Origin of the sequence: Streptococcus handemini, assembly GCF_040984445.1 — a bacterium.
Taxonomy (GTDB): Bacteria; Bacillota; Bacilli; order Lactobacillales; family Streptococcaceae; genus Streptococcus; species Streptococcus handemini.
The window spans coordinates 1-24369 of record NZ_JBFRYH010000027.1 but is presented as its reverse complement, the minus strand read 5'-3'; the positions used below and the strand labels follow the sequence as shown (position 1 = coordinate 24369).

The following is a 24369-nucleotide window of genomic DNA, read 5'->3' as shown; positions in this document are numbered from 1 at the left end:
AAATCTTTGATAATTGTTTGATATTCCATTGTAAGTGATGGGATTTAGCGATATACTGTAAGTGGCTCATTTGGACTAACCTCCTGTTTGTTTGGTCACTTACAGTATAGTCCTTTTGGGCTTTTTAGTGTATTCTGAGAGTAACTAGCACCACGAGTATAAAATCTTTGTAACAATCCCAGATGAAGAAAAATGGATTAACCAAATTCAATCCCAGGGTTATCGATTTATAAAGGTCAATCCTTACACAGCAGCTTATACCTTTGAAAAAGTCGAACAACCAGCAGATATTCCTATTGTTCGGATTGACTACCGAAAATTTCCTTCCAAACAAGATTATTTTGATTATCTGTCTCTCTTTGCAGAATGTGGCTGGACTCTGATTCCTGGTAGTCACCACGAGAGCTGTCAGTATTTTACGCATGCTGACAATGACGGTGATCCAGATATTTTTTCAGATGATGAATCCCGCAATGCTCTCTATCAGCGTGTGAGACAGCAGGCCCTAACTTTTTTTACTATCTTTATAGCAAACTTCACCATTCTCTTCCAACTCAACTCCCATCGCCAACAAAGCATCTGGAACCTCAAAGAACTCTATCTGACTCCTGACCTGTGGGATAAATCAGGTAGTCACTTCTGGTTCGCCTTCCTCTTTGAAACACCCTTTGCCCTTTTACGGAGTATATTTCCTGCCCTCATTATCTTAGGAGGCGCCCTCTTTTATCTCTACGCGGCCTATAAAAATAAACCCAAAAAACAGAGTTTAGGACAAAAAGATTTTGATTTTTAAAATTCTTTATCATCCATTCTTAAAATTGATAAATTAAACATAAAAAGCGAACAAAATAGAATGCTGAGTGTCAGAAAACTAGTTTTGCTCGCTTTTTATATTTAGGGTTGGACTTTTGCCCCTGTCTCTGTTTTAATACATACTCTTAATGATTTCAACCCGAGTGACCAAGTCACCATGCATATTATCCACACGAAGTGCCACATTTTTCAGATAGACACAGGCACCGATAGAAATGGTTTTTTCTTCCTCGTTTAATTTTCGAACGACAAAATCGCGGAGGGTCTCTCCCTTTTCACCAGGAATCTTCACACGCGCAAGGATATTAGCCACTTGTACTTTCTGACTAGCCCGCATCACAATATTATTCGAATCATCAAATTGAATAAAGAGATACTTCCGTACGGCAAAAAGAATCGCTACAGAAACCATCCCAATTAAATAGTCTGTACTTGAAGCATGCTCGACAATTAGCTGACGAGCAACGGCAACTAACAACACCTCAATCACCGTACGAGGCGACTGCTTACACAACATCTTGATAAATTCGACTCCGACCGCTAGGGTAATGGTTCGATTCAAAAACTCTTGCAGAAAATTCTCGCCTTGTATGCCATTTGGAATGGCAGATACTAAATCTCCTATGAGTAACAAAGACAAGATCAAGAGTGCTACAGCTAAAATAGCAGATAAGATTAACTCCAAATAGTAAACAACTTCTATCACAACGTTTTGTAGAAATTTTCTCATAAACCCTCACCCTTATGCAAGCATATCTATATCTCGTAGCTGTTTTAACAACGTATCTCTTTGGTAATAAAGGGATTTAGTTGTTTCTCTGCATTTATTTTATCCTATCATGATTTGTAAAAAAATACAATCAATTAAGCTGAAAGTTTGTGAAATAAAACAAAGCTGGAACAAAAGTTCTCAGCTTCATTTTGTGTTCGCAATACACATCACCTATTGCCCGGCGAAGTATATCAATAATGGAGAAAACAGACTGTTTTTATAATTCTACCTGCGCAAGAACCGTATCTTTACTTACCGTTCCAAGGTTTTGCAAGTGGACCGCTTTGATTTCAGCTGTATTAGTGAAGGCAACAACAATCGTTGTCTCACGTTCTGCTGATTTTATTGCCTCAAGGTCTGCAACAAGGAGCAAGTCCCCTGCTTCGACGCGTTGGCCGTCTGATACCTTAATGGAGAATGGGGCACCGTTTAAGGCAACTGTATCTAAACCAACATGGACTAATACCTCCAAACCACTGTCCGTTAAGAGACCTACAGCATGCTTGGTTGGAAAGACACTTGTGACAAGACCAGAAACAGGAGCATAGACATTTCCATTTGCAGGCTCAACTGCATAACCATCTCCCATCATTTTTTGCGCAAATACTGGGTCATGCACCTCGGTAATGGCCATTGCTTGACCATCTGCCACCGCATGGACTTCAGCAGTTATACCTTTGAAACAATCTGCAACAACTGTTTCTTCTGCCATTGTGACAGTTGTTTTCGGAATTTCAAGTCCAGAATCAAGTAGGTCTTGAATGTCAGACTTCAAAACATCGGCTTTTGGTCCGTAGACTGCCTGCACACCTGAGCCTTTGATAATCAAGCCCATTGCCCCTGCCTGTTTCCAAGCGGCTTCTTCGCCAACTTTTTCAACATTATTAACAGTCACACGTAAGCGAGTCATACAAGCATCTACATCAGCGATATTTTCTCGACCACCTAAAAGATTGATAATCTGCACAACCTGTGAATTTCCATCTGCGACGCCTGCATTGCCAGAAACAGGTGTATCTTCTACTGTTTCTGTATCATAGTTTCCATTACGCCCTGCAGTAGCAAGGTTCATTTTTTTAATCATGAAATCTGCAATAAAGTACATCAATACTGCAAAGAGAGCAGATACCCAGATAAAGTTCACAACATCAAGTCCGATACCAGCTTTTAAGGCCATTGGAGTCCGTGTCAAGAACTCGATATTTCCGAAAGAATGCATACGTAAATGCACAATGTCAGCCATGGCAAAGGCTGCCCCTTGGATGACTGCATAGATTGCATAAAGTGGCATTGCAGCAAACATAAACATATACTCAATCGGCTCTGTTACCCCTGTCAAGAAGACAGCAAGAGCAGACGAAACGAACATTCCCTTGTATTTAGATTTTTTATCTGGATCGACATTGCGGTACATAGCAAGGGTCAAGCCCATGAGTATACCGGTTGATCCAATCATTTGACCAACCTTAAAACGTGCTGGTGTCACAGTTGCAAGCAAATCATTGTACTGACTAGTGTCTCCTGCACCTTTGAGGTTAATCAAGTCAGTAATCCAAGCTAACCAAAGCGGATCTTGTCCAAATACTTGTTGACCAGCTTGAGCACCTGTCATGATTTCATACGTTCCACCAAGTGACGTGTAGTTCATCGGAATGGTCAACATATGATGTAAACCAAATGGCAACAATAGACGTTCCAAAGTTCCATAGATAAATGGTGCTAGGACTGGCGCTGTAGCTTGTGAATTGGCAATCCATTTTCCAAAACTGTTGATCCCTGTTTGAACCAGAGGCCAAAAGACTGCTAAAACAAGAGCTACCAAAATTGAGCGATAAATCACGACAAATGGTACAAACCGCTTCCCGTTAAAGAAGGTCAGAGCATCTGGTAATTTTCGATAGTTGTAGTATTTGTTAAAGGCTGTCGCTCCAACAAAACCAGCAATAATACCGACAAAGACTCCCATATTCAAGGCTGGTTGCCCAAGGACGTTGACAAAATAGTTGGCTACGGGAATCTGTGCTCCAAAGACCGTGCTAACATGCGCTTCTGGGTCGGATAGCATCCCAACATTGACTCCAAAGAAGTTCCCGGTAATCAAGTTAATTAAAATAAAAGCAAGTCCTGCTGAGAAAGCTCCTCCCGCTCGTTCTTTCGCCCAGCTGCCACCGATAGCAAGGGCAAACAAGAGGTGAAGGTTGCCGATGATCCCCCAACCGATTTGGGCAATGATATTGCCAATACGCGCCAAAAGTTCAGAGTCTGCACTCAACAAAGGCAAGGAATTGCCGATACTCACCATCAAACCTGCAGCAGGCATAACGGCAATCACGACCATTAAACATTTTCCGAATTTTTGCCAAAATTCAAAACTGAGAAATTTTTTCATTTCTGATTCTCCTAACATTTTACATGCACTTCTAGACCAAAATGGTCAGAAACGACAGCTTCATTTTCTCCATTAAAAATAATTTGGCTTGATAGAACTTCGCGTTCTTGGTTCAAAAAGATATAGTCGATTCTCTTTTCTGCACCGTGACCACTCCAGCCGTCAATAGCTTTTGATACGGTAATTCCCGCGTCTTTTTCTGTGGCCAATTCGTAGGTATCCAGCAATCCAGTTGCTTTTATCGCTGCGTAATCTGCCTGGGCAGAAAGAGCATCCGTGTTAAAGTCCCCCATCAGAATCTTCAAACGTGAATGACTGGAACGCTCCATAATCGTCCGAAGATTATCAATAAGATCTTCTTCCTGACAATCTGGAAGGTTCATGTGACAAGAATAGCAGTCAATCAATTGTCCTTGATAGGAGACGGTTAAACCGATAATTTTTCGTGAGAAAATCGATTGCACCGTCTGATGATGGGTACAATAGAAAGGATCTACATCATAGACAGGTAACTTGGTGAGGAAGGCAATTCCCTCATCGTACTTGTCATAGCCAATATGCGAATTACTCCAAAACAAGGAGTACTTCTCCTTGCTCAACTGATTGATTTTTTCAACCAAGAGCAAGCCATAATTATCATCTTTTAAGTCTTTGGTCACTGGACTTGCCGACATCAATTGGTTGACCTCTTGAAGGGCCACCACATCATACTGTTTTTCAGCAATCGTCCGTGCCAAGATAGCTATTTTCTCTGCTTGATTGTCCTCCAACCAAGCGTGAACATTCAGCGTTAGTAACTTCATTTCAATTTCTTTTATACCTCCTCTTCTGTATTTACCATCCCAATCTGAATTGCTTTTTCGTCTTACTTTGAAGAAACGACTAGCAAGTAGAGAGGAACAACTTCACTACAAAACGAAAGAATGCTACAGCAGCGAAAGAGGATTAGTGGCTGTGCCAGATTTCTTCATTGTACTGCTCGATGGTGCGATCTGATGAGAAGAAGCCAGCTTTTGCGATATTGTGGATGACTTTCTTGTTCCAAGCATCCTGGTTTTCGTAGTCTGCCAAAACCTGTTCTTTAACTGTGATGTATTCTTTCAAGTCAATCAAGGTCATAAACCAGTCTTTATTTAACAGTTCTTGATACAAGCGCTCCAAGCGTTCGCTATTTCCTAGACGCACCAAGTCCTCACTCACAATAAAATCAACCGCACGCTTGATGGCCTCATCATTTACATAGTAGTCACGTGACACGTAGCCAGCAGTCGCATACAGGTCAATAATCGTATCTGAATCCTTACCAAAAGTATAGATATTTTCGCTACCTGCAAGCTCTGCAATCTCGACATTAGCCCCGTCCATCGTTCCTAATGTCAACGCACCGTTCAACATGAATTTCATATTTCCTGTACCAGATGCTTCTTTTGAAGCAAGAGAAATCTGCTCTGAAATATCCGTTGCAGGAATCAATTTTTCAGCTACGGTGACATTGTAGTTTTCTACCAAATGTACATTGAGATATGGGCTAACCTCAGGATCGTTGTTGATCAATTCTGACAGGCAGAGAATGAGGTGGATAATATCTTGAGCGATGATGTAAGCAGGGGCTGCTTTACCACCAAAGATAACAGTAATCTTGCGTTTTGGCAGGTTGCCATTTTTGATTTCCAAATATTTATGGATCACGTAAAGGGCATTCATCTGCTGGCGTTTGTACTCATGGAATCGCTTGATTTGGGTATCGATAATCGAATGTTCATCCAGGTCAATTCCCTTATTCTCTTTTAGATAACGTTTGAGAGCTAATTTATTCTGGAATTTGATATCAGCCAATTTAGCATGTACGGCCATATCATCTGCATAGGCCAATAATTTTTCAAGCTCTGTCGCATTTTCAAGATAACCATCACCAATCAAGTCCTTGATATAGTCTGCCAAGTCTTGGTTGGCAAATTCTAACCAACGACGGAAGGTAATTCCATTGGTCTTGTTGTTGAATTTCTCTGGATAGAGGTCGTAAAAGACCTTCAACTCAGAATTTTTCAAGATTTCGGTATGGAGTGCTGCCACCCCATTGACAGAGTTTGAGAAGTGGATATCCATGTGAGCCATGTGTACACGACCCGTTTCGTCAATGATTTGCACCGCAGGGTCTTGATAGCTAGCCCGCACCAGAGCATCCAGTTCCTTGATAATCACAACCAAGTGTGGCACCACTTCTTCTAGGAAATCAAGTGGCCATTTTTCCAAGGCTTCTGCCAAAATGGTGTGGTTGGTGTAACCAGTCATATTGCGGACAATCTCAACCGCTTCTGCAAAGTCCAAGCCATGTTTTTCCGTCAAGAGACGAATCAACTCTGGAATCACCATCGATGGGTGGGTATCGTTAATTTGGACATAGGCGTATTCCGCCAAATCATGGAGATTGCTGCCACGCTCCAAGGCTTCATCAATCAAGAGTTGCGCAGCATTTGACACCATGAAATACTGTTGGTAAATACGGAGCAATTCCCCGTTTTTATCTGAATCATCTGGGTAAAGGAAGAGGGTCAGGTTTTCCTTAATATCTGTCTTGTCAAAGGCGATACCGTCTTGAATCAAGTCATAGTTGACACGCTCAATATCAAACAAGTTGAGGTAGTTTTTCGTGTCTTTTTTGTAACCCAAGATATCCAAACGGTCTAGTTTAGAGGTAAGGGTAAAGTCTCTGAACGGCACTTCATAGCTGATATTTGTAGGAATCAACCAAGATTGCTCTTCAATCCAGAAGTTTGGCTCTGCTTCTTGCTCATTCTTATCAAATACTTGCTTAAAAAGACCGCAATGGTAGTTGAGTCCAACCCCTTCCCCATTGATCCCAAGCGTTGACATAGAGTCGACAAAACAAGATGCCAAACGTCCAAGACCTCCATTTCCAAGTGACGGTTCTGGCTCTACATCTTCTACTTGGCTGAGTGATTTCCCAGCCATTGCTAGTTCTGCTTGAATCTCTTTATACACACCTAAATTAATCAAGTTGTTAGACAAGAGCTTTCCGATGAGAAACTCAGCTGAGATATAGTAAACCTTACGCTTCCCTGTGTTTTTCGGTTTGCTTGCTGCAGCTTCTTTTACGTAGTGTAATAATTGAAAATAGATTTCTTCGTTCGTTAATTCGGCTAGTTTTTTGGCTGTATTTGCTTCTGCAAATGCTGTAAAATTAGTCATTTTGTTCATTTCCTCGCTGATATAATGTTGTCATTTTCACTAAAAAATCCTTTTTAGCTTGGGTCAAATCTTCTGCTTTCATCCGCCATTGCCAGTTCCCGCCAATTGTCGATGGTTTATTCATGCGCGATGAGGCTGGGAGATCTAAAATATCCTGCATAGTAGCAATCACTGTATCACTCACTGTTGCAAATAAAACACGCAGCATAGCTTGAGTGACTGGCTCAATCGGCTTCCGATTGCTGTAAGCATCGACATATTCTTGCTGTTCCACTGTCAAGTTATTGTACCAACCGTTGATGACCTCATTGTCATGCGTACCTGTATACGACACGGAGTTTGGAATGCAGCAGTGCGGACTATCAATACTCCTACCTTCCACATCCTCCATGCCAAATTGCAAGATTTTCATCCCAGGATAGCCGCAATCATTCAAGAGTTTTCTTGCTTTCGCATCAATATTTCCCAAATCTTCTGCAATGATTGGTAAGTCCCCCAAGGCTTCTTTTACCGACTTAAAGAGGGTATATCCTGGACCTGGCTCCCATGTACCGACTTTGGCAACTTCCGCATCTCCTGCTACCTGCCAAAAATCAGAGAAGCCTTTGAAATGGTCAATCCGCAAGACATCATAGAGTTTGAAACTCTCATGAATTCGGTAAATCCACCAACTAAATCCTGTCTTTTCATGCTCTGACCAATCATAGAGTGGATTGCCCCACAACTGACCATCTGCGCTAAAGTTATCCGCAGGAACCCCCGCCACATAAAGGGGCTTACGCTCCTGGTCTAACTTGAACAGCTGGGGTTTGGTCCAAACTTCAACACTATCTGCTGAAACATAAATCGGCATATCCCCAATAATTTTAATGTGCTTTTGATTAGCATAGGCCTTTAATTCCTTCCATTGGCTAAAGAAGAAATACTGCGTCACCTTAAAATAGGTGATTTGCTCTGCCAGCTCCTGACGGTAGAATTCCAATGTTTCTTCATTACGAGCGAGTACTTTCTTATCCTCCCACTCTTGAAGAGCCTTGTTACCAAAATGTTCCTTAATGGCCATAAATTCTGCATAGTCGTTTAACCATGACGAATTCGCCTTTTCAAATTCTCTAAATATTGCACTGTTTTTGTCTTGAGCTAGAAAACCCTTGACAGCCATTTCCAAAATAGGACGGCGTGTGGTAAACAATTGAGCATAGTCAATCACTTCTGAATCATCTCCAAACTGGACTCTTTCATAATCTGTTACCTGCAAACAACCAGCTTCGACCAACAAGTCAAAATCAATCAAATTGGTATTTCCCGCAATAGCAGAAAAGGATTGGTAGGGAGAATCCCCATAGCTAGTCGTTGTCAAAGGGAGGATTTGCCAGTAAGTTTGCTTGGTTTCTGCCAAGAAATCTACAAAATCATAGGCTTCTTTTCCAAATGTGCCGATCCCAAATTTTCCTGGTAGGGATGTAATGTGCATTAAAACACCACTTGTACGATTTGTCATATTCAAATTCCTTTCTGTTCCCTTATGGTTTTATTCTAACGCAAACGTTTGCGTTTGTCAACCTCTTTTACGTAACAGTTAAAAGTTGTCCGGAAAATATTGCTTTTTGCAAAACTTATACGGATAACTTTTACACAATTTGTGATATACTAATAGAAAGAAGGAGGGAGCCTATGAGTAAATACAAACAGGTCTATGAAGACATTAAGAAACAAATCACCACAGGTTCATTGCTGGTCAATCATGAACTGCCGAGCGAAAATGAACTGATGAAGCACTATCGCTTCTCGAAAGATACGATACGCAAAGCATTGGCCCTTCTTGAACGAGATGGCTATATTCTCAAGCAACAAGGGCGGAATTCCATTGTCCTTGAACCTTCCTTAAATAAGCCTCAATCACTTACGACGCTTTTAACCATGGGGGAACTCAATTATCCTCAGACACACGATGTCCAGACTAAACTGACCGACCTGTATATTGTACAAGGTGATCCGATTTTAATGGAAACCTTTCAAGTAGATGATAGTGTCGATTTTTACCGTGTCGGACGGACTCGCACCATCAACGGCGAGTGTGTGGAATATGAAATTTCCTATTTTAATCGCCGCATAGTCCCGTATTTAAACCGCATGATTGCAGAATCTTCGATTTACCACTATTTGGAACAAGAGTTAGGTCTTGCAATCAGCTATTCTGAACGTGAAATATCCTTCCGCTATGCCAATGATGACGAAAAAACAGCTCTTGACTTGGGAGAGTATGATATGGTGGTTGTAGTAACCAGCATCACCTATCTTGAAAACGGACAAGCCTTCCAGTATGGCAGTATCAGCTATCGCCCTGACAAAATTGTCTTTACCTCAACAGCTAAACGGTAAAAACTCATACTCTATAAATATATTCATAGGCCCTGAATAGAGTTGCTAAGCTGTGAGTACAGCTTCTAACATGGACTTAAATGTTGAAACACACAAAAGAACTGGACCCAAACGTCCAGTTCTTTTCTTTAAAACTCACTGAGTATTCTCATTGTTACCTCTTGATTTTCATACTCTATTACTTACAATTTACACGAAAGAAGCTCTAGGAGCTTTTTATTGCACTTTATTTTACGATTCGACCTATGCAAAAAACACCTACTTTTTAGTAGATGTCTTTAATCCAATCGATTTAATTTTATACAGTTACAGCTTTTCACAACTTCCTTGATCTGTTTTTGTAAAAATAAAATAATATAGATAAGAAAATCCTGTGAATTCAATATTTCTAGGCTATTAGCTTGACTAAAATAGTATTTTGGTTGATTGACTTTAAATAGTAAAATATCTAAATTAAGACTATTTGAAATAAGCTATAATTAAGCTAGCAATTTCTTTAGCATGCGTTTCAAGAACAAAATGACCACCATCTAATAATTCAATTCGACTATTGGGATTATCCTTTGCAAAGGCAAGTGCTCCTTGATAAACAAAACTTGGGTCATTTTTCCCCCAAGCTGCTAATAGCTTAGGTTGGTATTTTTTGAGATAAGCTTGAAATTTTGGATAGAGTGCAACATTTGATTGATAATCAAAAATCAAGTCAGATTGTCTTTCAGCATAACCTTCAGATTGTGAATAATAAATATCCAATAAATACCCATCAGGAGATAACTTGCTGATATCTTCACCACCAGAGTATTGACCAATAATGGTTTGTGGAGCGAATGCACTTTGGTACTCTTTTCTCAGCTCAGGTGTTGGATTTTTCCAGTACTCTGCTCGAGCTTCCCACTTTTTACCCAAGCCCTCTTCATACACATTTCCATTTTGACTAACAATACCTAGAATGCGTTCGGGATATTTACTTGCAATCCTAAAACCAATGAGTGCACCGTAATCAAAAACATAAAGATAAAATCTCTCAACAGATAAGGCAGATAGGAAATCTTCAACATAAGCCGTCAAATTATCAAAGGTATACTCAAAATCAGTATGCTTTGGTGCTGCTGACTGACCAAATCCTATTAAATCAGGAGCGATGAGATGAAAATCCTTTTCCAATAATGGCATCAATTCACGAAATTGATGACTAGCTGATGGAAAACCATGCAACAATAAGAAAACTGGCTTATCCGCTTGCCCAGCTTCACGATAAAAAACTTCCAAATCATTTACTATAATTTTATTATATTTCATATTTTCTTACCTCTTCTGCTATCAGATTCTCTATTTTTTTGACATGATTATCTGTAATCAAATCAATGGTATCTATTTGATTTTGACTTAGATTACCTGTATTAAACACCTCTCCTGAAAAAACAGTTCCTAAAATACTCATGCGACAATACAAGAAAATTTGTTCAATCAATTTTATCATTTCATCGCTTTTTACTTCCATCGTTCCAGATGAACTGTAATCTTCATTGGTTGATCCTGCTGTTAGACCACTGATTATTTTTTTACCATCCAGTGCATATCCTTTGCTGCCGTAAGCTCATCCATGAGAAAATACTTCTTCCACCCAACGCATCATTAAAGAAGACATGAAATACCAAAAAATCGGAGACTGAAGAATGACAATGTCCGCCCAAAGTAACTTTTCTTTTTCTACCTCAATATCTATTGCATAATCTCCATAAAGAGCATCAAATCACTGACCTTACTATTCGGAAATTGTTGTTGCAATTTTTTTAGGATCTGCTGATTTCCAATAGATATTTCTGGGTAAGTGTGTCCTGTTACAACTAAAATATTTGTCATAAGATACCTCTCTTTTTCTATACGTTTTAATATTTAACGAAAATCAACAGCTACTCAGCCGTTCCACAGAATAAATAATCAGCTTGAGCACTTTCTTTTTAACAAGTATTAGATAATCATCCCCTCTAAATGATCCAGCTCATGTTGAACAATCTGAGCTGTAAAACCTGTTAGGGTCAGTCGTTTCGCCTGCCAATGTTGGTCAAAAAAGGAAACATCGATTTCTTCAAAACGCTTGGTCGGGCGTACACCGTCTAGGGAGAGACAACTTTCTTCAGTCTGATAAGGCTGTCTAGCAGCTAGAAGAACGGGATTATACATGACTAGATTAGTAAATCCCATATTGACAATGATGATTCGCTTCCTAATCCCAATCATATTGGCAGCCATGCCAACACAGACATCTTGATGTGCCAACAAGGTGTCCTGTAAATCCTGTCCAATTGCCAAATCTGCTTTTGTTGCTGGCTCTGACGGAACCTGTAAAAAGAAGATGTCTTTCATAATCGGTCGAATCATCATGAACTCCTTTGGTTTATAGATAGTTATTCACATCGACTAACTCTACTTGCTGGCTGTCTGCTAACATCTGTTCCAATATCCCTTTATGAGAAGCTCCAATTAGAATCAAGAGCCGATCATCTACTGCTTGTTGTTCAAACAGATTGTAAAAAATCATCAGATTCCGCTGATACCACCAGATCAGCCAACCAATACCAACTTCTCGTCCCGTTCTTCCCACTCGCGCTACATTGGTATAATAAGCCTGCGCAGCTGCTACAAATTGCGGTGAATTATAGAAGCGAAGATTTTCAGTAATCCCTTTATCCAAATCTGTCTGATCTAAGGGATAACGCTCCAGTTCTGCCTGCAAGGCTGGCTGATTGACTAGTTCATCCATAATATCGCCAAAACCATACAAGCCCTGTCCCTCCTCCATCCAATCAATCGCAACAAGCTCTGCTTGACTGGCCTTAGCTAGGGGAAAGGCCAACTGAATAATTTCATTCGTGGAAGTAACCTGACCTGACTGCCAATTCGCAAAATACTGCAACAGTTGGTCTTGGTGCTTGCTTTCCCATTCCACACAGATTTTCGTTGGCTGAAAAGCCTTGAATTTTTCTACAAGCTCTGCAAATTCTGCACCAAAATCATAAATACGCTCAGTATCTTTCAAATGATGAACATCTGCCTGGCTTTCCATATGAAACGTCCCTACAATCATTACTTTGACCATTGTCTTATCTCCTTTTCCTTTTTAAAAAAGTATAAAACTATTGCAAGGAATTGTCAATCCGTATCGGTACTCGGCCAAAATTTTGCTCTCCTAACAGAGAATGGCCCAGTTGGTAAATGCCATCTGCCTGCTGGGTAAGAGAATCCCAGGGCTCTTTTCCAATTCGGCTAATCAGTGTAACTTCCTGCTTGATACTAGCCAAATACCTGCGTCCCTTTTCAGTAAAGCCTAGCAGGTGGATTTCTTGCGGCAATGGACTTTCCTTTGCCTGTACCAAGATGTAGGTCAACAGTCGTCGAACGCGTGCCTTGGTATAGCGCTTGGTCGCAATCTGATCGACTAATTCTTCCATTGAAGTAGCTAACTTTATCGCTTCGCTGATGCGACTGGCCATTTCTTGGTTAACTTGGTAAATCTCGGTCAAGTCAGGATTGGAGAGAATTTGATAGCGGAGATAGGGGAAATAAGCCTCCCATGACACATGGGGAGCGTGCTTTAGTAGTTCTCCACTCGGACTGAAGGTAGCAACAAAGTCTATATCGTCAATCCGACTTCTCAGAGCCGTTGCTGAGGCAAAGCCCAAATGGCCGTCCAAGGAATGAAAACCAGCTCCCTCTCGTTTAATCGGACACAATGCAATCCCTTTTCCTGCTACTGCCTTCGCATAGGCAAGAGCGAGAACGTGATTTGGCGTATTGCCTGAAAAACTGAGATCTGCAAACCTTTCCCACATGGCTTGTGTTTTTTCAGGATAACTGAGTCTATCAGGTAAACTGGCTAGAAAATCAGCCATTTCATCACTTTTTAACTCGTAGAGCTCTGCTATTTTCCCATAATCCAACACTTCTTCTGTCCCAAAGGAAAGCTGATTCACTCCTAAACGAGCCAAGATATCCACCGCTCCTTGGGAAAAAAAATCTGCCGCCTGCACACTGACTAAAAAAGGTAATTCAACGACCAAATCTGCACCATTCTCCAGCGCCATCTGGGCTCTTGTCCACTTATCTACAATAGCTGGTTCGCCCCGCTGGGTGAAATTCCCACTCATGGCAACAATCTTCAAACCTTGAGCTTTCGAAAGCAGATAGGCATGTCCATTATGAAAGGGATTGAACTCTGCAATAATACCTGTCACTGTCATTTTTCTGCTACAAAGAACCAGCGAGCACTCGTCTCTATTGGCTCCTTGTCCTCAAAATCCGCATAGACCTTAACATTTTGAAAACCAGCCTGCTCCAGCAGGACATCATAGGTCAATAACTCATAGGTCCGCTCTTCGTGAATCTCATCCACCCGACTGAAACGACCGTCGGCTTCCTGAACAAAGAAGGTCAGTTCATGCACAATCGAGTGTGGTGGCTCATCCGCATAAGTATCCCAAACAAAGGCAAAATCTTCCGCATTTTCATGGTAGCTGTAGCCTGGAAAAACCTCATCCATTTGATAGGTCGAATGGACATCAAAGAGAAAACGGCCCCCTTCATTGAGATGATTATAAACCTCTTGAAAAACCTGACCAACTTCGACTTCATCAGCCATGTAGCAAATCGAATCCGAATAGCAGGTCACCATATCAAAGCTAGCAAGACCAGACAAGTCCAGCATATTGCCTTCTAAAAAGGGAATTTCCACTCCAGCTTCCTGACTACGTTTTTTGGCCAATTCAAGCATCTCTCGGCTCAAATCAAGACCTGTTACATCAAAGCCGGCTTCTTTAAAACGAATGGATTGAATGCCCGTACCACAAGCCAATTCCAGGAGTTTTGTCTTGCCTTTCGGAAAATGTCTCAAGCTAAAATCAGTCCATTTGTCATACAAACCATCATCCATAATGGCATCATAGACTGAGGCAAAGGTTTCATAAGTCGCCATGTTGTTTCCTTTCTTTAAAAAACTCAGTCGGCTTCCAACTGAGTTTTGCAGTATTTTCAATCATCTTATCGTTCATAATCATAAGTGTTTCGGACTAGTATCTACCGCCCCATCTCACTCGTCAGATAAGTCTTACAACCACTCGGCAATCGCAAGGTTATCCGCTTCATGCCATAATTTTTCAAGATTGTAATGAACACGCATTTCTTCTGAGAAGATATGAACAACAACCCCACCTAAATCAAGCAAGACCCAGCCTCCTGCTGCATCACCCTCTAATTGGCTTGCTGCAAAACCTGCTTCTTTAACCTTTTCACGAATATTCTCAGCAATGGCCTCTAACTGACGGCTGTTCATTGAGCTAGCAATCACAAAATAGTCTGTTACACTGGTTAAAGATGTGACATCTAACGCTACAATTTCTTCTGCACGTTTTTCATCGGCCGCTTTAACGACCAATTCTACTAATTCCTTTTCTTTCACATTTTACCTCATTATTGGTTACTGATTCAAATACCCCACATAAGCATTATAGGTTTCAATGGTTTGGGGATAAATAGGAATAGCTTTTTTAGCCAAATGAGCAACTGTCTGCGCCGTTTCATAGGCAACAGCCTGCTCCAAAGATTGTTTGGCTAATCTTCTTGCTTCATCCACTCCGGGAAAATCACGATTCGGCTCAATGTAGTCAGCCACGTAGAGAACCTTATCAAGCAAGGTCATCTCCGCCGCCCCCACCGTATGGCGCTCTATGGCTTGTAAAATTTCTAGGTCATCTAGTCCAAAATCTTGACGAATTTTGTAGGAACCAACCATGCCATGCCAGACATTATTGCCCCAGACTTTCAAATCCTCACTCAGCTGATACTGATCAATCAGGTCTAAGAATACCTGATCATCAACCTCTTTGGCATAATCATGGAGAAGAGCAGCAAGACTGGCTTTTCGTTCATCACAACCATACTGACGAGCCAACTCAAGCGCTACTTTTTCTACACCAAGAACATGACGAAATCGTTTCTCAGACATGGCAGAGCGAATTTTTTCTAGGAGCTTCTCACGGTCAAAGGATAAATCAGCTGCTATCATTTGTACAATCCTTTTTCTTCAATATAATCCAAAACCTCATGCGGTAGCATAAAGTTTGGCACACGGCCTTGCTGGATAAATCGGCGTACCATACTGGAAGAAATATCCATTAAGGGAACGTCTACCCAGATAATCGGATAAGAGGTCCCTGCCTTATAGCGTGGGCGCTGAACGCCGACAAATTGCACCAGCTGAATCAGCTCATCAATCCGATGCCACTTAGGCAAATAATCCACCATATCTGCGCCAATGATGAAATAGTAATCCGTATCAGGATTTTTTTCCTTCAAGAGTTTCATCGTTTCATAAGTATAGCTGATGCCACGGCGCTCTAGCTCAATCGTTTCAATGCCTAAGCCTTCAATCCCTGCAATCGCCATTTTCAGCATATTGTAGCGGTGCAATTCATCAATCGTTTCTTTTTTGTCGACATGAGGTGGTAGAAACTCAGGCATCAGCAAGACCTCATCTAATTTCAACTGCTGCCGTACCTGGTCAGCCACAATTAAATGAGCATTGTGAACAGGATTGAAATTCCCTCCCAAAATACCGACTTGTTTGCGATTTGTTTCTTTTTTCTCAACCTCTAACTCAACCTTAGTAAAGGGGGTTAACAGCTCAATTGCCATCTGTACTCCTTCTCCAACTCATCCATTCTTGGGAAAATCCCACTAGATTTCCCTCACTTTGACAGAAAGTTTTCGATTTTCTTTCTTGCTTGACTGTTTAAATAAAATCAAGGTCCGACCAATTTTCTGTACGGTATCTACTCCGATTTCTTCTTCCAAGATCTCCGCCACATCATGAATGTTTTCATCTGTATTTTGAAGCAGCGTCACCTTAATCAGCTCACGTCTATCCAAGGCCTGACGGACGCTAGTCTTAATTTGGTCGTTTAAACCGTATTTCCCGATTTGGATAATGGGCTTCAAACTATGTGCCTGACTGTTAAGAAAGGCCCGTTGTTTTGATGTTAATGTCATAGTATTTCCTTTTTCTATATAATTGCTTTACGAATCACAACACTGACACCCTTTGGTGCCCAAGCTGCTATTTTGGCTACTCCATTGACTCGAATCCATCCAAGACCTGAAAACACTACATCTGTCTTTTCAGTAATGGTAAATTCATGCCGGACCAATTCTGGGAAGTTTTCCAATTCTGCACTAGTTGGTGGCACTAGTAGACTACCTGCGTGTTTTTGGTAAAACGCTGTCGCACCTTCTAATTTCGTGCGGTGAAGTTTTAATTCATTATCAAAAAATGCGGTAAAACCTTGTTTTTCTCCTGCGATAAAGTCAAACCGTCCCAAACCAGCTAAAAAGAGGGTTTGTTCAGGATTTAACTGATAGGTTTTGGGTTTGATTTCCTTGCGCGGACTAGCAAATTTCAAATTTTTCGCAGACAAATAATGGGCCATCTGATGACGATGAATAATTCCTGGTGTGTCATAGATATAGGAGCCGTCATCGAGGGGAATTTCAATCTTATCAAGGGTAGTCCCGGGGAAACGAGAGGTGGTAATCACGTCCTTGTCTCCTGTAATCTCCTGAATAATGGCGTTGATGAGGGTTGATTTTCCAACATTGGTTACACCAACCACATAGACATCCCGCCCTTTACGGTAGTGTTCAATCTTATCCATCAATTCCTTAATGGCATACTTGTTTTGGGCAGATGTCAGCATGACATCGATAGGGCGCAAGCCCACTTCGTGAGCCCGTTCAGTCAGCCATTGGGTCACTTTTCCATCCTTGACAGACTTGGGCAAAATGTCCTTTTTATTCCCGACCAGAAGGACATCATTTCCGGATACAAAACGTGGTAACCCAGGAATGACAGAGCCGTTAAAATCAAAAATATCAATGACATTGACCACCAAGGCATCACTGTCTCCCACACTATGGAGCAGGGTTTGAAATTCATCATCTGAAATATTGACATCCGAAATTTCATTGTAGTGACGAAGACGGAAACAGCGCTGACAGTAAACCTGACCTGTTTCTAATCCCTTTTCCAAGGCAGATTGGGGCGTATAGCCTACCCCTTCTTTTTCCTTGGTCTGAATCAAGGCTCCGCAACCAATACAATATAATTCTTCCACTTACATTTCCCTCTTGTAATCAAATGCGCCATATTTGGCAGTAATTCTCTTCATCATACGGCGTTCACGCCAACGATTGATTTGGGTATTAATCGAGTCTGTCTCAATGAGTGGTCGCACCAAGACAGAGCGAATCCCAGCTCGCTTAGCTGCTCGAATATCCGTCATCAACTGATCACCAATCATAATCGCTTCTTCACGCTTGATACCAAAGCGCTTAATAGCTCGGTCAATCCCAAATGTGAACGGTTTTAAGGCAAAGGCTTCAAAGTCAATATCAAAGCGTTCAACCGCTCGCTTCACACGTTCATATTTATTGTTTGAAACAACAACCACATGGACTCCCGCATCCCGCAAATCATGTAGCCACTTGTGCATCTCTGGTGTCCCATCTGGATTGTTCCAGGCAATCAAGGTATTATCCAAGTCCACAAAAACCGTCCGAATATGGTATTTTTGCAAACTCTCTACTGTCACATCATAGGCTTTTTCAAGCACAAAATCTGGCATATAATTCTCAATCGTCACACTATTCTCCATCGTTCTGAGAGCGGGTTAACAAGGCTGACTGACTTTCTTTCAATTTTGCCAGTCGCACTCTCTCTGTCCTTTTACAAAAGAACTCAATCAGTTTATTTTACCATAATTTGGGGCAAATAGCGAATGGAAAAGAAAGGGAATGAAAAAGACAACCACAATCGTTTTCTTTCTCATTCCACCATTCTCATTTACCAAAATAAACGAGTTCCATGAACTTGTGTAACCCCAAGCTCTTTCATCAATAGCTCGGCATTGTCCTGTGTAACACCGCCACCGATTAAGATTTCAATTCGATTATCGGCATGCGCAAGCAACTCCTTGAGCCAGTCTGCATTATCTCCAGCTGATCCATGAATACCACCACGCGTTAAAATGCGGGTATAACCCTGTTCTATCAACCAATCCAGGGCTTCAAACTGCCGTTTGCGCGGAATCAAATCAAAAGCCATATGAAAGACCGTTTCTCGATTCCCCGCCTCTTTCATTAGCTGATGTAAAAAGTCTTCATCTAACCAATTATCCTCTGTCAGAGCACCAAAAACTAGACCATCTGAAGCCAAATCCTTGGCAATTCTAGCATCTTTCAGCATGATGTTTTTTTCTACTGCATCATAACAAAAATCACCACCACGCGGACGAATCATGGTCATAACGGTTGCCCCTTGTTCATGTGCTAGTTGACAAACCTTCTCTATCACTCCATAGCTAGGGGTTGTGCCACCTACTGCCAAATTATCACATAATTCAATCCGTCCTGCTCCTAAGGCAATTGCACGCGCAACTTGCACATGATTCTCTGCACAAAATTCTTTCATCGTAGCCCTCCGTAATGTAAGCCTTTTCTTTCAGTATACCATAAAAAAGAGCAAGTGACCCACCTACTCCTTTGTTTGTACCATTCCTATTTTGCGTGCTAACAGCATATCTTTTACAGAGATGAGCAATACTGCTACTAAAATGAGCACCATCCCAATCATATCGCTGGTATAAAAAGTCTCATTTAGTAACCATACTGCAAAGAAGACAGAAGCAAGTGGTTCAATCGAGGCAAGTAAACTGCCATTTACTTGGCCAACCATACTCACGCCCTTTAAAAAGGCTGTATAGGCAAAAACAGTTCCAACGCCGACAATACCTACCAAGCCCCAGAAAATCTCACCTGTAAAGGGCATACTATGCTGCCAAGGTTGAAATAAGACTGCCATTTCAAGCGAACCGAGTACCATGGAGACACCGATGACGACTAAACTACCATATTGTTTGATAATGGTCGTCGGTAAAATAATGTACAGCGCATAGGTTACTGCAGAAAACAAGCCCCAAAACAAACCTTGCGGAGTCAAGGCTAGAGTATTGATTTGACCATGCGTTGCAATGAGAAAGGTGCCACCAATCGCTAAAACAATCGCTAGGATTTCAATCATTGTTGGCTTTTGACCTTGCTTCACGCAGACATACACTAGAACCAAAATAGGACAGAGATACTGTAACACCGTCGCCGTCCCTGCATTCGTATGGTAAATCGCAGTCAAGTAGGCCATTTGGTTCATCAGAAGACCAAAAATAGAAAATAAAACTAGCCGAATCAAGGCTTTTCGATCAGTCAATAAGCCCTTTAACTGCTGCGGATTTTTATAACTAGCCAAGATAAGTAACAACACACCAGAAATCACTAAGCGTAAAGCGGTTAAGGCCTCTACAGTTACTCCTCTTGCCATCACAAACTGTCCACTCACTCCCGACAAGCCCCAAGCAATCCCAGCTATCAAAGTCAACAGCGTTCCTTTCATCTTCTCGTTCATATCCTATCGCTCCTCTGTTTCAACTTCACTCTATTGTAACACAAAGGGGTGTGAGAAAGAATTCAAAGCTGTCAAAAAGAGACTGGACTTTTCATTCCAGTCTTCTGCCTTATACTTAAAATGTACTAGACATTCTGCTTTACCAAACCAACGTAATCTGCGAAGCGTAGGAAAGCAGCTTGCCCTTCTGGCGTGCGTTTGTAAACACCGGCATCTTCTAAGACACGTCCAAAGACTTGTCCGACCGCCTCACGTACAACCTGAGTCACCTGGTCTTTAGAAATCTCAGAATACTGCTCTTTCAAGGCATCCGCCCAATCTTGATGGTATTCCGTAACCTGATCCACCTCTCCTAGTAGATAGGCCTCTACTTCTTGTAATTCTACCTTCAAACGAGGTGGCAAAATTGCAAGTCCCATAACCTCAATCAGACCGATATTTTCTTTTTTAATATGCTGCACATCTGGGTGTGGATGATACAGTCCGTCTGGAAATTCTGCAGAGGTCTGATTATCCCGCAAGACCAAGTCTAGCTCAAATTGCTGGTCTTTTTTCCGTGCAATTGGGGTAATGGTATGATGTAGTTCACCATTTGACTGTGCAAGAATCTGTACTGCTTCATCAGAGTAGCTCCGCCATTTTTCCAAAATCTTGGTCGCAAGCTCCACCAAACGCGCTTTGTTCTCACTAGCCAAACGAATGACCGACATGGGCCATTTGACGATACCTGCACTCACCTCTTCAAAACCTGCAAAGGTCAGCGGATGCTCGATTTCTGCCTTTTCCATGGCAAAGGTGTGCCGCCCGCCCTGATAGTGATTATGGGTGAGAATGGAGCCACCTGCTATCGGTAAGTCTGAATTTGACCCCACAAAATACCCTGGCAATAACTCCACCAAATCAAGCAATTGTTCAAAGGTTTTTGGCGTAATCGCCATGGGTACGTGTTCTGTATTTAGAAAAATCGCATGTTCATTGAAGTAAGCATAAGGTGAATATTGAAAGCCCCATTTTTCCTCTCCCAAATCAAGACGGATAATCCTATGATTGGCACGCGCAGGATGATTGATGCGCCCTTGATAGCCCTCATTTTCCATGCAAAGAAGACACTTGGGATAGTTTGAAGATTCCACCAATTTAGCTGCCGCAATCGCCTTAGGATCTTTCTCGGGCTTCGACAAATTAATGGTAATCTCCAAATCACCATATTCTGTGGGTACCTGATAATAGATATTCTTTGCAATCGCCCCCACCTTGATGTAGTCATTGCGCTTACTGAGGTCATGAAAATCAGCGATAGCTTGATCAGGATTCGTTTCGTAAGAGGACCAAAATTGCTGATTCACTTGACTAGGGCTCGGTGTTACAAAGTCCATCAACTCCGCCCCCAGCATGTCTTGCTCTTCTAACAAGTCCCCAACGTGGCCATTTTCTACTGCTATAGCAACCAATTCATCTTTTAATTCAACAAGCGTTGCCGCATGGCTATCTTGCTCTATACCTGCCTCACCCACTAAAGCCATCACACGATTTTTCAGATAGATACGGTCTAACTCTTCAAAGTTGCCTTCTGCAATCAGACCGTCTACAAACCTGTCTACGACACTTCTCATCATTTTCATTTCCTATTATTTTCGTGATAGAACACGTGAACCTGATGCAATTTCAGCGATATAAAAGCTCGGTGCATAGCCTACGATGTCTGTATAGGTCTTGCCGACATTTGTCGTGAAAGCCTCCACCTTATCCTTTTCAACAATGGCAATGCCACAACCGCCAAATCCAGCTCCTGTCATCCGCGCACCAAGCACACCCTCTTGTTGCCAAGCAGTATGCGCCAAGGTATCTAATTCTAGGCCAGTTACTTCATAATCATGCTCCAAGGATACATGAGAAGCATTGACCAAGCGACCAAACTGTGCTAAATCTCCTGCTTCCAAGGCCTGTCTTGCCTGCAAGGTTCGCTGATTTTCCCAGACAGCATGGCGGGCCCGCTTGAGGCGGTTTTCATCCTGAATCAAGTAGCTGTATTCATCAAAAGTTTGCGCATCGAGTTCACCCAAGGTTTGAATAGCGAGCACCGCATTTAATTCTTCAACTGCTTTTTCGCATTCTGCCCGGCGTTCGTTGTATTTGGAATCTGCCAGTTCACGACGTTTATTGGTATTCATGATGACGATGACATGGTCACCCAAATCAAGTGGCACTAGTTCATACTCAAGTGTATTAGTATCTAGATAAATGGCCCGCTGAGCTGCTCCCATGCCAATAGCAAATTGGTCCATGATACCAGAATTAACCCCGATAAATTCGTTTTCAGTCTTTTTACCAATCTTGACCAAATCAAGGCGAGACAAATCTAAATCAAACAATTCCTCTGCGATAATCCCAATCAATAATTCTAAGGAAGCTGATGATGATAAGCCAGATCCGTTTGGAATATTGCCATAGACAAAGATATCTAGTCCGCAATCAATGATGTGTCCTGCTTCTTGTAAATATTTCAAGACCCCCTTGGCATAGTTCGTCCAATTGTCAGCCTTATCATAAACCAAATTCTGTAACGGAACCTCGATAATCCCAAGTTCCTCAAAGTTGGCAGAATAAAAGCGCAACACTTGGTCCTCACGCTTACGAGCTGCACCGTAAGTCCCTAAGGTAATCGCAGCTGGAAAGACGTGCCCGCCATTGTAATCCGTATGTTCCCCAATCAAATTAATCCGACCAGGAGAAAAGAAGGTCGCATCTGCTTCCTTACCAAAAATTCCTTCAAACGCCTCTTGAAGCTCTACAATGTTCATATACAGTCCTCCCCTTGTAACCGTTTTTATTTTATTGTAAACTGATTTGTCTGTTTTGTCAATATTTTTAGTAAACTTTACTAAATAGATTACTTTTTTATTCTGTTATTTTTACTAAACTATGGTATAATAAAAGAGAACTGAGGAGAAGGATTATGGTTACTTTAAAAGATATTGCACAAAAAACGCAGTTGTCCACTGCGACGATTTCTCGTGTCTTAAAAGAGGATGCGAGCTTGTCTGTCAGTCCTGATACGCGCGCAAAGGTCTTTGCTATTGCCCAAGAATTAGGCTATACCAAGCATCTGAGCAAACAGCGTCCTGACAGCAGTGTACGAAAAATCGGTATCCTCCAATGGTATACTGAAAGCAGGGAATTGGATGATCTCTACTACTACTCCATTCGGATTAGCTTAGAACAGCGTGCCTTTGCACTAGGCTATGATATCGTTCGCTGTTTCCACGATATTACTTCACCACTTCTAAAAGAGGTAGATGCCGTGATTGCCATCGGAAAATTTAGTCAACAGCAAATGACAGAGCTATCAGCGATTCATAAACAGCTAGTCTTTGTGGATTTTGATACTCTGGCAGACGGATTTTCCTGCGTGACAACTGATTTCAACCGATCGGTCATTCAGGTCATTGACCATTATCTTGAACAGGGCATTACAGAAATCGGGATGATTGCCGGCCAAGAAGAAACCTATGATAAGGAATTGATCCTATCAGACCCACGATTACGGACCTTCAAACAATACCTAACTGATCGTGACCTCTATCACGAACGATTTGTTTTCACAGGTCTATTTACTAGTCAGTCTGGTTACCAGCTCATGAAAGAAGCGATTGATACCCTAAAAGAAGAATTGCCAACAGCCTTTTTCATTGCAAATGATAACCTCGCCGTCGGTGCCCTCCGTGCCTTACAAGAAGCTCAAATCGCCGTTCCCAATCGTGTTCAAATCATCACCTTTAACGACACCCCAATTACCAAACAAGTATACCCCACCCTCTCAAGTATTACCGTCTTTACTGAAGAAATGGGGATTCAAGCTGTAGAGCTGGTAGATGCTATGCTTAAAAAACCAAATAACTACCACCCCCGCATGGTTAAACTGGGAACCCAATTAACCTTGAGGGATAGTAGTTTGTGATATTTAAAAACAAGCCAATCATGACCACCCGTCTAACGGGTGGTTTGAACCGGGGCTATAAGCCCACATTTCCAGCCAGCGCCTAAAGACGCTGGCTTTCACTTTGTTCAAGCCTCACTGCTCTTGACTCGTCACCAGCCTCTCAAAGAGGCAGTTGTACTACTTACCATTATCCCTAAAGGGATCTTCATACTCTTTCACACTCAGCTTGTCTAGTGCGATATCATGTTTTTCCTGATCTTGGATATATTTCTTTATGGTGGCTTCATTGAGACCAACCGTACTCACGTAATATCCCTCTGCCCAAAAATGGCGGTTCCCAAATTTATATTTTAAGT

27 protein-coding genes are annotated in these 24369 nt (G+C 41.7%); 3 read left to right on the top strand and 24 right to left on the bottom strand.

From position 1 onward, the window contains the following. Nucleotides 1-163: 163 nt before the first annotated feature. Entirely contained in the window at nt 164-793 is a 630-nt protein-coding gene (locus ABPH35_RS05720) for a DUF2812 domain-containing protein (RefSeq protein WP_368849648.1), read from the top strand. Nucleotides 794-925: 132 nt separating this feature from the next. On the opposite strand, the gene ABPH35_RS05715 is transcribed toward ABPH35_RS05720, so the two are convergent. The 5 genes from ABPH35_RS05715 to malQ form a co-directional block, all read right to left on the bottom strand. Then, nucleotides 926-1543, bottom strand: a complete 618-nt coding sequence (locus ABPH35_RS05715) for a hypothetical protein (protein ID WP_349988744.1) — start codon at nt 1541-1543, stop codon at nt 926-928. A 259-nt stretch (nt 1544-1802) separates the two neighbouring features. After that, the gene (locus tag ABPH35_RS05710; RefSeq protein ID WP_349988745.1) at nt 1803-3974 is read right to left on the bottom strand and encodes a PTS transporter subunit IIBC; all 2172 of its coding nucleotides are present in this window, start codon (nt 3972-3974) and stop codon (nt 1803-1805) included. Between the two features lie 11 nt (nt 3975-3985). Next, nucleotides 3986-4777: an endonuclease/exonuclease/phosphatase family protein gene (locus ABPH35_RS05705; RefSeq protein WP_349988746.1), complete on the bottom strand. Its 792-nt coding sequence runs from the start codon at nt 4775-4777 to the stop codon at nt 3986-3988. 142 nt (nt 4778-4919) lie between these two features. Beyond that, nucleotides 4920-7184, bottom strand: coding sequence for a glycogen/starch/alpha-glucan family phosphorylase (gene glgP / locus ABPH35_RS05700; RefSeq protein ID WP_349988747.1), 2265 nt, complete (start codon nt 7182-7184; stop codon nt 4920-4922). After that, nucleotides 7177-8685, bottom strand: coding sequence for a 4-alpha-glucanotransferase (gene malQ, locus ABPH35_RS05695; RefSeq protein WP_349988748.1), 1509 nt, complete (start codon nt 8683-8685; stop codon nt 7177-7179). Before malQ ends, glgP begins: the two co-directional genes overlap by 8 nt. Before the next feature lie 173 nt (nt 8686-8858). On the opposite strand from malQ, the gene ABPH35_RS05690 reads away from it, so the two are divergent. Continuing rightward, nucleotides 8859-9566, top strand: coding sequence for a GntR family transcriptional regulator (locus tag ABPH35_RS05690; protein ID WP_349988749.1), 708 nt, complete (start codon nt 8859-8861; stop codon nt 9564-9566). A 459-nt stretch (nt 9567-10025) separates the two neighbouring features. On the opposite strand, the gene ABPH35_RS05685 is transcribed toward ABPH35_RS05690, so the two are convergent. The 18 genes from ABPH35_RS05685 to ABPH35_RS05600 all read right to left on the bottom strand — a co-directional run bounded on the left by ABPH35_RS05685 (nt 10026) and on the right by ABPH35_RS05600 (nt 22874). Continuing rightward, the gene (locus ABPH35_RS05685) at nt 10026-10865 is read right to left on the bottom strand and encodes an alpha/beta fold hydrolase (protein WP_349988750.1); all 840 of its coding nucleotides are present in this window, start codon (nt 10863-10865) and stop codon (nt 10026-10028) included. Next, nucleotides 10855-11067 carry a hypothetical protein gene (locus ABPH35_RS05680; RefSeq protein WP_349988751.1) on the bottom strand — a complete coding sequence of 71 codons (213 nt, stop codon included), beginning with the start codon at nt 11065-11067 and terminating at the stop codon, nt 10855-10857. The genes ABPH35_RS05685 and ABPH35_RS05680 overlap by 11 nt, the downstream gene beginning before the upstream one ends. Before the next feature lie 96 nt (nt 11068-11163). Continuing rightward, a complete protein-coding gene (locus ABPH35_RS05675) occupies nt 11164-11244 on the bottom strand; it encodes a hypothetical protein (RefSeq protein WP_368849647.1) in 81 nt (26 codons plus the stop codon). 44 nt (nt 11245-11288) lie between these two features. Further along, entirely contained in the window at nt 11289-11429 is a 141-nt protein-coding gene (locus tag ABPH35_RS05670) for a hypothetical protein (protein ID WP_349988752.1), read from the bottom strand. A 108-nt stretch (nt 11430-11537) separates the two neighbouring features. Next, complete coding sequence (locus ABPH35_RS05665; RefSeq protein ID WP_349988769.1) at nt 11538-11948, bottom strand: peptide deformylase; 411 nt, start codon at nt 11946-11948, stop codon at nt 11538-11540. A 16-nt stretch (nt 11949-11964) separates the two neighbouring features. Continuing rightward, a complete protein-coding gene (locus tag ABPH35_RS05660) occupies nt 11965-12666 on the bottom strand; it encodes a DUF5694 domain-containing protein (protein ID WP_368849645.1) in 702 nt (233 codons plus the stop codon). 37 nt (nt 12667-12703) lie between these two features. After that, nucleotides 12704-13807 (bottom strand): nucleotidyltransferase, encoded by a 1104-nt coding sequence (locus ABPH35_RS05655; protein WP_368849644.1) that lies wholly within the window; start codon nt 13805-13807, stop codon nt 12704-12706. Beyond that, nucleotides 13804-14538, bottom strand: a complete 735-nt coding sequence (locus tag ABPH35_RS05650) for a class I SAM-dependent DNA methyltransferase (protein ID WP_349988755.1) — start codon at nt 14536-14538, stop codon at nt 13804-13806. The genes ABPH35_RS05655 and ABPH35_RS05650 overlap by 4 nt, the downstream gene beginning before the upstream one ends. Before the next feature lie 132 nt (nt 14539-14670). Next, nucleotides 14671-15021, bottom strand: a complete 351-nt coding sequence (rsfS, locus tag ABPH35_RS05645; RefSeq protein WP_349988756.1) for a ribosome silencing factor — start codon at nt 15019-15021, stop codon at nt 14671-14673. An 18-nt stretch (nt 15022-15039) separates the two neighbouring features. Then, entirely contained in the window at nt 15040-15627 is a 588-nt protein-coding gene (gene yqeK / locus ABPH35_RS05640) for a bis(5'-nucleosyl)-tetraphosphatase (symmetrical) YqeK (RefSeq protein ID WP_349988757.1), read from the bottom strand. Further along, nucleotides 15624-16256: a nicotinate-nucleotide adenylyltransferase gene (locus ABPH35_RS05635; protein WP_349988758.1), complete on the bottom strand. Its 633-nt coding sequence runs from the start codon at nt 16254-16256 to the stop codon at nt 15624-15626. Before ABPH35_RS05635 ends, yqeK begins: the two co-directional genes overlap by 4 nt. A gap of 42 nt (nt 16257-16298) precedes the next feature. Next, a complete protein-coding gene (gene yhbY, locus ABPH35_RS05630) occupies nt 16299-16610 on the bottom strand; it encodes a ribosome assembly RNA-binding protein YhbY (protein ID WP_349988759.1) in 312 nt (103 codons plus the stop codon). A gap of 14 nt (nt 16611-16624) precedes the next feature. Beyond that, nucleotides 16625-17731 carry a ribosome biogenesis GTPase YqeH gene (yqeH, locus tag ABPH35_RS05625; RefSeq protein ID WP_349988760.1) on the bottom strand — a complete coding sequence of 369 codons (1107 nt, stop codon included), beginning with the start codon at nt 17729-17731 and terminating at the stop codon, nt 16625-16627. Beyond that, entirely contained in the window at nt 17732-18271 is a 540-nt protein-coding gene (locus ABPH35_RS05620; RefSeq protein WP_349988761.1) for a YqeG family HAD IIIA-type phosphatase, read from the bottom strand. It lies immediately after the preceding gene. 188 nt (nt 18272-18459) lie between these two features. After that, nucleotides 18460-19086, bottom strand: coding sequence for a copper homeostasis protein CutC (locus tag ABPH35_RS05615; protein ID WP_349988762.1), 627 nt, complete (start codon nt 19084-19086; stop codon nt 18460-18462). Nucleotides 19087-19149: 63 nt separating this feature from the next. Further along, entirely contained in the window at nt 19150-20073 is a 924-nt protein-coding gene (locus ABPH35_RS05610; RefSeq protein ID WP_349988763.1) for a DMT family transporter, read from the bottom strand. Nucleotides 20074-20198: 125 nt separating this feature from the next. Next, nucleotides 20199-21689, bottom strand: a complete 1491-nt coding sequence (gene galT / locus ABPH35_RS05605; protein WP_368849643.1) for a UDP-glucose--hexose-1-phosphate uridylyltransferase — start codon at nt 21687-21689, stop codon at nt 20199-20201. A gap of 12 nt (nt 21690-21701) precedes the next feature. After that, the gene (locus tag ABPH35_RS05600) at nt 21702-22874 is read right to left on the bottom strand and encodes a galactokinase (RefSeq protein WP_349988765.1); all 1173 of its coding nucleotides are present in this window, start codon (nt 22872-22874) and stop codon (nt 21702-21704) included. A gap of 155 nt (nt 22875-23029) precedes the next feature. Here ABPH35_RS05600 and ABPH35_RS05595 point away from each other — a divergent pair, with 155 nt between their 5' ends. After that, nucleotides 23030-24031: a LacI family DNA-binding transcriptional regulator gene (locus tag ABPH35_RS05595; protein WP_349988766.1), complete on the top strand. Its 1002-nt coding sequence runs from the start codon at nt 23030-23032 to the stop codon at nt 24029-24031. Nucleotides 24032-24190: 159 nt separating this feature from the next. Here ABPH35_RS05595 and ABPH35_RS05590 read toward each other — a convergent pair. Continuing rightward, a partial coding sequence (locus ABPH35_RS05590; protein WP_368849646.1) for a transposase occupies nt 24191-24369 on the bottom strand: 179 nt, incomplete at its 5' end.